This is a genomic window from Dehalococcoidales bacterium (assembly GCA_030698765.1).
Taxonomy (GTDB): Bacteria; Chloroflexota; Dehalococcoidia; order Dehalococcoidales; family UBA2162; genus JAUYMF01.
In genome coordinates this window covers 1-4,969 of sequence record JAUYMF010000091.1, presented here as the reverse complement: position 1 = coordinate 4,969, position 4,969 = coordinate 1, and the positions used below count along the sequence as shown (strand labels likewise).

General features: G+C 53.7%; 8 protein-coding genes. 2 read left to right on the top strand and 6 right to left on the bottom strand.

Annotation, left to right across the window (positions count from 1 at the left end; all coding sequences use genetic code 11):
* From Q8Q07_04330 to Q8Q07_04315, 4 genes are all read right to left on the bottom strand, one after another.
* A partial coding sequence (locus Q8Q07_04330) for a dienelactone hydrolase family protein (GenBank protein MDP3879519.1) occupies positions 1–513 on the bottom strand: 513 nt, incomplete at its 3' end.
* A 17-nt stretch (positions 514–530) separates the two neighbouring features.
* Positions 531–944, bottom strand: coding sequence for a pyridoxamine 5'-phosphate oxidase family protein (locus Q8Q07_04325; GenBank protein ID MDP3879518.1), 414 nt, complete (start codon positions 942–944; stop codon positions 531–533).
* Entirely contained in the window at positions 937–1,614 is a 678-nt protein-coding gene (locus Q8Q07_04320; GenBank protein MDP3879517.1) for a phosphoribosyltransferase family protein, read from the bottom strand. Before Q8Q07_04320 ends, Q8Q07_04325 begins: the two co-directional genes overlap by 8 nt.
* 18 nt (positions 1,615–1,632) lie before the next feature.
* On the bottom strand, positions 1,633–2,109 hold the full coding sequence (locus Q8Q07_04315; GenBank protein MDP3879516.1) for a ferritin family protein: 477 nt from the start codon (positions 2,107–2,109) through the stop codon (positions 1,633–1,635).
* A 286-nt stretch (positions 2,110–2,395) separates the two neighbouring features.
* On the opposite strand from Q8Q07_04315, the gene Q8Q07_04310 reads away from it, so the two are divergent.
* Positions 2,396–2,872: an Hsp20/alpha crystallin family protein gene (locus tag Q8Q07_04310; protein MDP3879515.1), complete on the top strand. Its 477-nt coding sequence runs from the start codon at positions 2,396–2,398 to the stop codon at positions 2,870–2,872.
* Positions 2,873–3,083: 211 nt separating this feature from the next.
* Here Q8Q07_04310 and Q8Q07_04305 read toward each other — a convergent pair whose 3' ends face one another.
* Both Q8Q07_04305 and Q8Q07_04300 read right to left on the bottom strand, forming a co-directional pair.
* Positions 3,084–3,875, bottom strand: coding sequence for a family 1 encapsulin nanocompartment shell protein (locus tag Q8Q07_04305; GenBank protein MDP3879514.1), 792 nt, complete (start codon positions 3,873–3,875; stop codon positions 3,084–3,086).
* 18 nt (positions 3,876–3,893) lie between these two features.
* Complete coding sequence (locus Q8Q07_04300; GenBank protein MDP3879513.1) at positions 3,894–4,262, bottom strand: ferritin family protein; 369 nt, start codon at positions 4,260–4,262, stop codon at positions 3,894–3,896.
* A 462-nt stretch (positions 4,263–4,724) separates the two neighbouring features.
* Between Q8Q07_04300 and Q8Q07_04295 the strand changes: the two genes are divergently transcribed.
* On the top strand, positions 4,725–4,969 hold a 245-nt coding region (locus tag Q8Q07_04295; protein MDP3879512.1), incomplete at its 3' end, for a ribonucleoside-diphosphate reductase, adenosylcobalamin-dependent.

Here is a 4,969-nt window from a genome sequence, read left to right as displayed (position 1 = left end):
GACAGGGAAGTCCCGGCCACCTACAATGAGCAGAGTGGGCGCTTTCACCCGGCCGAGCACCGGCGCGGCCAGGTCAGGACGGCCACCGCGGGAGACAACGGCACCGACCACCTCCGCCCTCTCCGCTGCCGCCACCAGGGCTGCCGCCGCCCCGGTGCTGGCGCCAAAGTATCCCAATTTGAGACGGCGGGTATCCTCATTGGTCTGGAGCCAGTCTGTAGCGCCGGCCAGCCGGCGCGCTAACAGGTTGATATCGAACCTCAGGTTTCCCGTGACGAGGTCTTCCGCTTCTTCCTCGGGGGTCAGAAGGTCGAAGAGCAAGGTAGCCAGCCCAGCATCACGCAATACCCGGGCGACGTACCGGTTCCGGGAGCTGTGACGGCTGCTGCCGCTGCCGTGAGCGAAAGCCACCAGCCCTGCGGCTCGCGCGGGTATTAAGAGGTTACCATCGAGTAAGACCTCGCCCGCCGTAAGGCGAACATAGCCTTCCTCCTTTATAGCCCTCCGTTCCATCACAGATCCCTCCACAACTATTCTTCGACATCGCTGTGCGGGGCGCGCTTGAAATCAGTGACCTTGCTGATGCGGATGACAAGCTGGCTTTCTACCTGGGGAAGAGGCCACTTGCTCTCCATTCCCGGTGTATAGCCGTCAATCATACCGATGTCCATCATATGTTCCATATCGCCTACCAACTGATAACCAGCGTCCTCATTTTCGTCCCACACCACGACCGAGACACGGGGATTTGACCGCAGGTTGGACATCGTCCCCGGACAGAACCATTCGTTCACGGCTATCCGGCCTTCTCCCTGAAGCGCCAGGGTTCGCGCTATGGCCAGGTGCGGCCATTTACCGGCATCGGCGGTGGCGATGAAAACGTACCCCACTTTGCTTGCCAGCCGGACCGCTTTCTCCAGTAGCTCGACCCGGAATTCAATCAATCTTACCACTCTCCTCTTTCAGGATTCTCAGTACATCTTCGTCCTCGACAGGATAGAACTGCTGATAAAACTGACCTACGGCGGCGAATAGCGGCGGCGTGCGCAAGCACAGCATTTCATCCACATCTCTCGCCAGTCTTCTTATGGTGTCCTCAGGCCCCACCGGTATGGCGGCTATCAGCCTTTCGGGCTGCTCAGACCGGACTGCCCAAAACGCCGCCTGGGTGGTGGCGCCGGTGGCCACACCGTCATCAATGACAATGACTATTCTTTCCTTCAGCGGTATCCTGGGCTGTATCCGGCGAATAAGCTCATTACGACGTTTAATCTCAGCGAGCTGCCGCGCCTTCTCCTGCTGGATATCAGCCTCTCCCACACCCAGCTCCCCTACGACCTCCCGGTTGAGGAAAAGCTTACCATTCTCAGCCACGGAACCCATCGCCAGTTCCTCATGCCCGGGGGTACGCAGCTTGCGCGCCAGAACAACATCGAGTTCAGCATCAAGCAAGCGGGCTACTTCACGCGCGACGACAACGCCCCCACGCGGAATCCCCAGCACCACCGCGTTTTGACCGCGATACTGTCTCAGCTCGGCGGCTAGAAGTCTTCCCGCTTCCTCACGGTCGGCGAACGGTTCGCTGCTGTACGACAGAATACGTAATTGAGCCATCGCTTTTCCCGCCACCTTCTAACCGCTCCTCATTTTGTTTGCCATGTACATCAGTTCACTGAGATGCTTTTTCTCCTCATTGGTTATCATATCTATAATATCCTGGTCCGGTCTGGGCACCATGCCTCTCACCTCTGAGTAAAGCAGAATTGAGTCTTTCTCAAACCCGATGCCGACCTCAAAGGCCTCAACATCTGTCATCTTCTTTCTGGTCAGAAGCTCCTGGGCTTGCTTACCGATGAAGATGCTTGTTTCGGCAAGAGTCTTGATGTACTCGTAATTCTCACAGGGGTGCTCCGCTACATAACCGCCCACGCGCGTCAGCATATCACGAAAGGTATGTTCATGTTCCTTTTCACGCCCGGCTAACTGCATGAGGATATCCTTTATCTCTTTGCTCTTTTCCTGGGCTGCCGACGTATAGAAATTATACCCGTTTCTCTCGATTTCAATTGCCAGTTCCAGAAACTCCTTACCGGTCGATTGTTCGGCCATTACTCGTACCTCCTAAAGTCTCAGGTTGATATCTGCCAGGGGCCACACAGCCAATCACCGGGTTCCGGTCAGTCAACATACCCGCCCCCCGGTTTTATTGCCATATTCTACAAATCCCCCGATGTAAAAGTTATAAAATAGAGGCAGGAAAAGTTACAAAAATGTGACATTTTGGGGAAAGCCCGGCGGTTATCAGCCGGGTGTATGACAAAAGTCGTATACAAAAAAGTCAGCCAGGAATATACTTTTATGATAAGAGAAAATAAGACAGAAAGGAGGAGTTACTATGACCGCAATTACTGTCAGGAGAAGCCCGAGCCGAGCCTTGACGACGGTGATGGAACCTCTCTATCGTCCGTTGAGTGTCTTTGATGAAATGGAGAGATTGGCCAGCGATATGTGGAAGTCTTGGACACCGACAGTTTGCGCTACTCATATGCACCCCAGCCTGGACATATATGAAGAGAAGGATGAGCTGGTGATGAGGGCGGAACTGCCGGGCATCTCTAAGGAAGATATCGATATCAGCCTGGAGGGTGATTGCTTGACCATCAAGGCTGAGAAGAAGCAAGAGGAAGTACATGAAGACGCTACCTATTATTCCTGTGAACGCTGTTTCGGTAGCTACTCACGTACGGTAACTCTGCCGTTCCCGGTCAATAGCGACAAGATTTCTTCCACCTACGAGAACGGCCTTCTGGAGATAAGGCTCCCCAAGGCTGAGGAAGCCAAGGCCAAGCGCATCGAAGTCAAGGTAAAGTAAGGGATCAGGAATTACAGAGGGGGCCGGATAGACCCGGCTCCCTCTTTTTTATTTGCAGAGTCACTACATCATGACGTCCGGACTGTAAGCAGGTAAACAGAAAATACTAAATCTCAGGTATACGAACACGCTTATGGCCGTCACGCCGCATGGTCGTTATCACCACAAAAAGGTCTTACCGAAACTTACACACCGGCTTAAAACGCAAAGCTTAGTCTTTCAGCAGGCAAATCGCTTTGGGTTGCCGGATGAACGGGGTAAGGCTCTCCGAAATAGAGAATTCAAGCCTCTCGGCGACAGGGCCGATGAAGCCCGCGGTCATATCCTGTCCGAGCACGATTGAGGCGAATTGGCGGCCGGAAGCCAGTAGTATGCCGCCACTCTCCAGTGCCGGGGCTTTAAATATTCCATCCGTTACTATCGTCCTGACATGTTCCAGTTCACTGATGGCGCCGTCAGGATAGCGGCGCAAGAGTAGATTGTAGCGGCCGGGCGTCAGAGCCAGAGAGTAAGGACCGTGAAAACCGGAGGCATCAAGCACGGTTACCGCCTTGATGATTTCTTCCGCCGCTGTACCCACCTCAGACCACGGTGACAGTTTCAACTGGTTGGAACCCTTGGCCGTGAGCAGACCGGCGGTGTCTTTGGTGCCTTTGAACACCAGTTCGTCCTCAAGTTTGGCACACTCAATGGCGGCTGCAGCCACCGGCTTAGTGTCAAGCATTATCCCGTCTCTCTCAAAGGCGGCAAGGTCTCGCTTGGCAATAGTAAAACTCCTGCTTATCAGCGCCAGTGGCATCACCGGACTGGTAACCGGGAGCGATTCTACTTCAGGGTCGCTTAAAGGTACGGCTTTTAACCCCAGACCATAGGGCCCGTCAATGTGAAGGATACGGCGGCCGGTTAAAATGCTTGTCGCGGCATCGCGCATGGTCCCGTCAATTGCTTCCCAGGTTCCGGCTTCAATTGGGGCGTCATCTCTCGAAAGGTACTTATTCGTCATGTTTGTTCCTCCTCTCAGTTACTCTTTTAGCGAGCCGATGGTCGGCTCTTCGCCGCCGGGTATTATATCCTGCTCCGGCTCCGCAATACCAAGCTCAGCAGCCATCTCGTCCACCTCAGCAGCGCCATCGGCCAGCCACTTGTCCTCATCACCGGTCAATATCTGCAGCAGCCGTTGAAATTCGCCGACGTGCTGACGCTCCTCATTGGCAACGTCAATCAGCACTTTCCTGGCCAGCGGGTGCTCAGTCGCATCAGCGTGAGCCATGTAAAGATGGATCGCTTCTTCTTCGGCAGACAGGTCGAGCCTAATTGCCCGGATTAGCTCCTCGACCGTGAGCTTTCGCTCAGGCACTTCGCCGGAAAACGGATTTAAAAATTCAGGCATTCCTTCACCTCCTAAGTTGTACTCGACACGGTTGATTTTACAGGTGTTTGACCTTTCTTTGTGGAATCATACTAGAATACAGGTGAAGAAGTTATAACACGAATGTAAGAAAAGTTACAAATTTATGACATTTCAATCCCGAGCGAACGCGAAAAAAAGACAAAAGTCACAGACGCGCCCCGCCCTCAGGTATAAAATATACTGAAAATAAGGAAAGGAAAGAGGTGATTGCCGATTAAAGTTCTAAGTTTCAGCGAAGGTTCCCGAGCTCCTCGTTAGTTTAGGCTCTTTAGCAATTTGAGGTTCTTTGGAAGGGGCCATTTGGCGAAGGCAACCAAACGGGAGGAGTAGTGGAACGAATTTCAAGGGCAGGTTTCTGAAGCGTAGCAGCTGAAGAGACCTGTCCTTTTGTTTACCCGCGTGCGGGTGGAGACCACCCGCACCGGCGGTCCGGCTTCTTAAATGTCACATTTTTGTCACTTTAATGCCTGGAGAACCGGCGACCCCGGCCTTATCTTCCTCGATGAGATTAATCGTCGTAATCCCACGCCGCACCTGGGACGGCTGGAAGCCACCAATCCCTGTGGCGAGCTGCCGCTGCTCCCCTACGAGAGCTGCAACCTGGGGTCGATAAATTTATCCCGCATGATATTGGACGGGCAGATAGACTGGCTGAAGATTGAGCGGGTGGTGAACCTGGCCGTGCG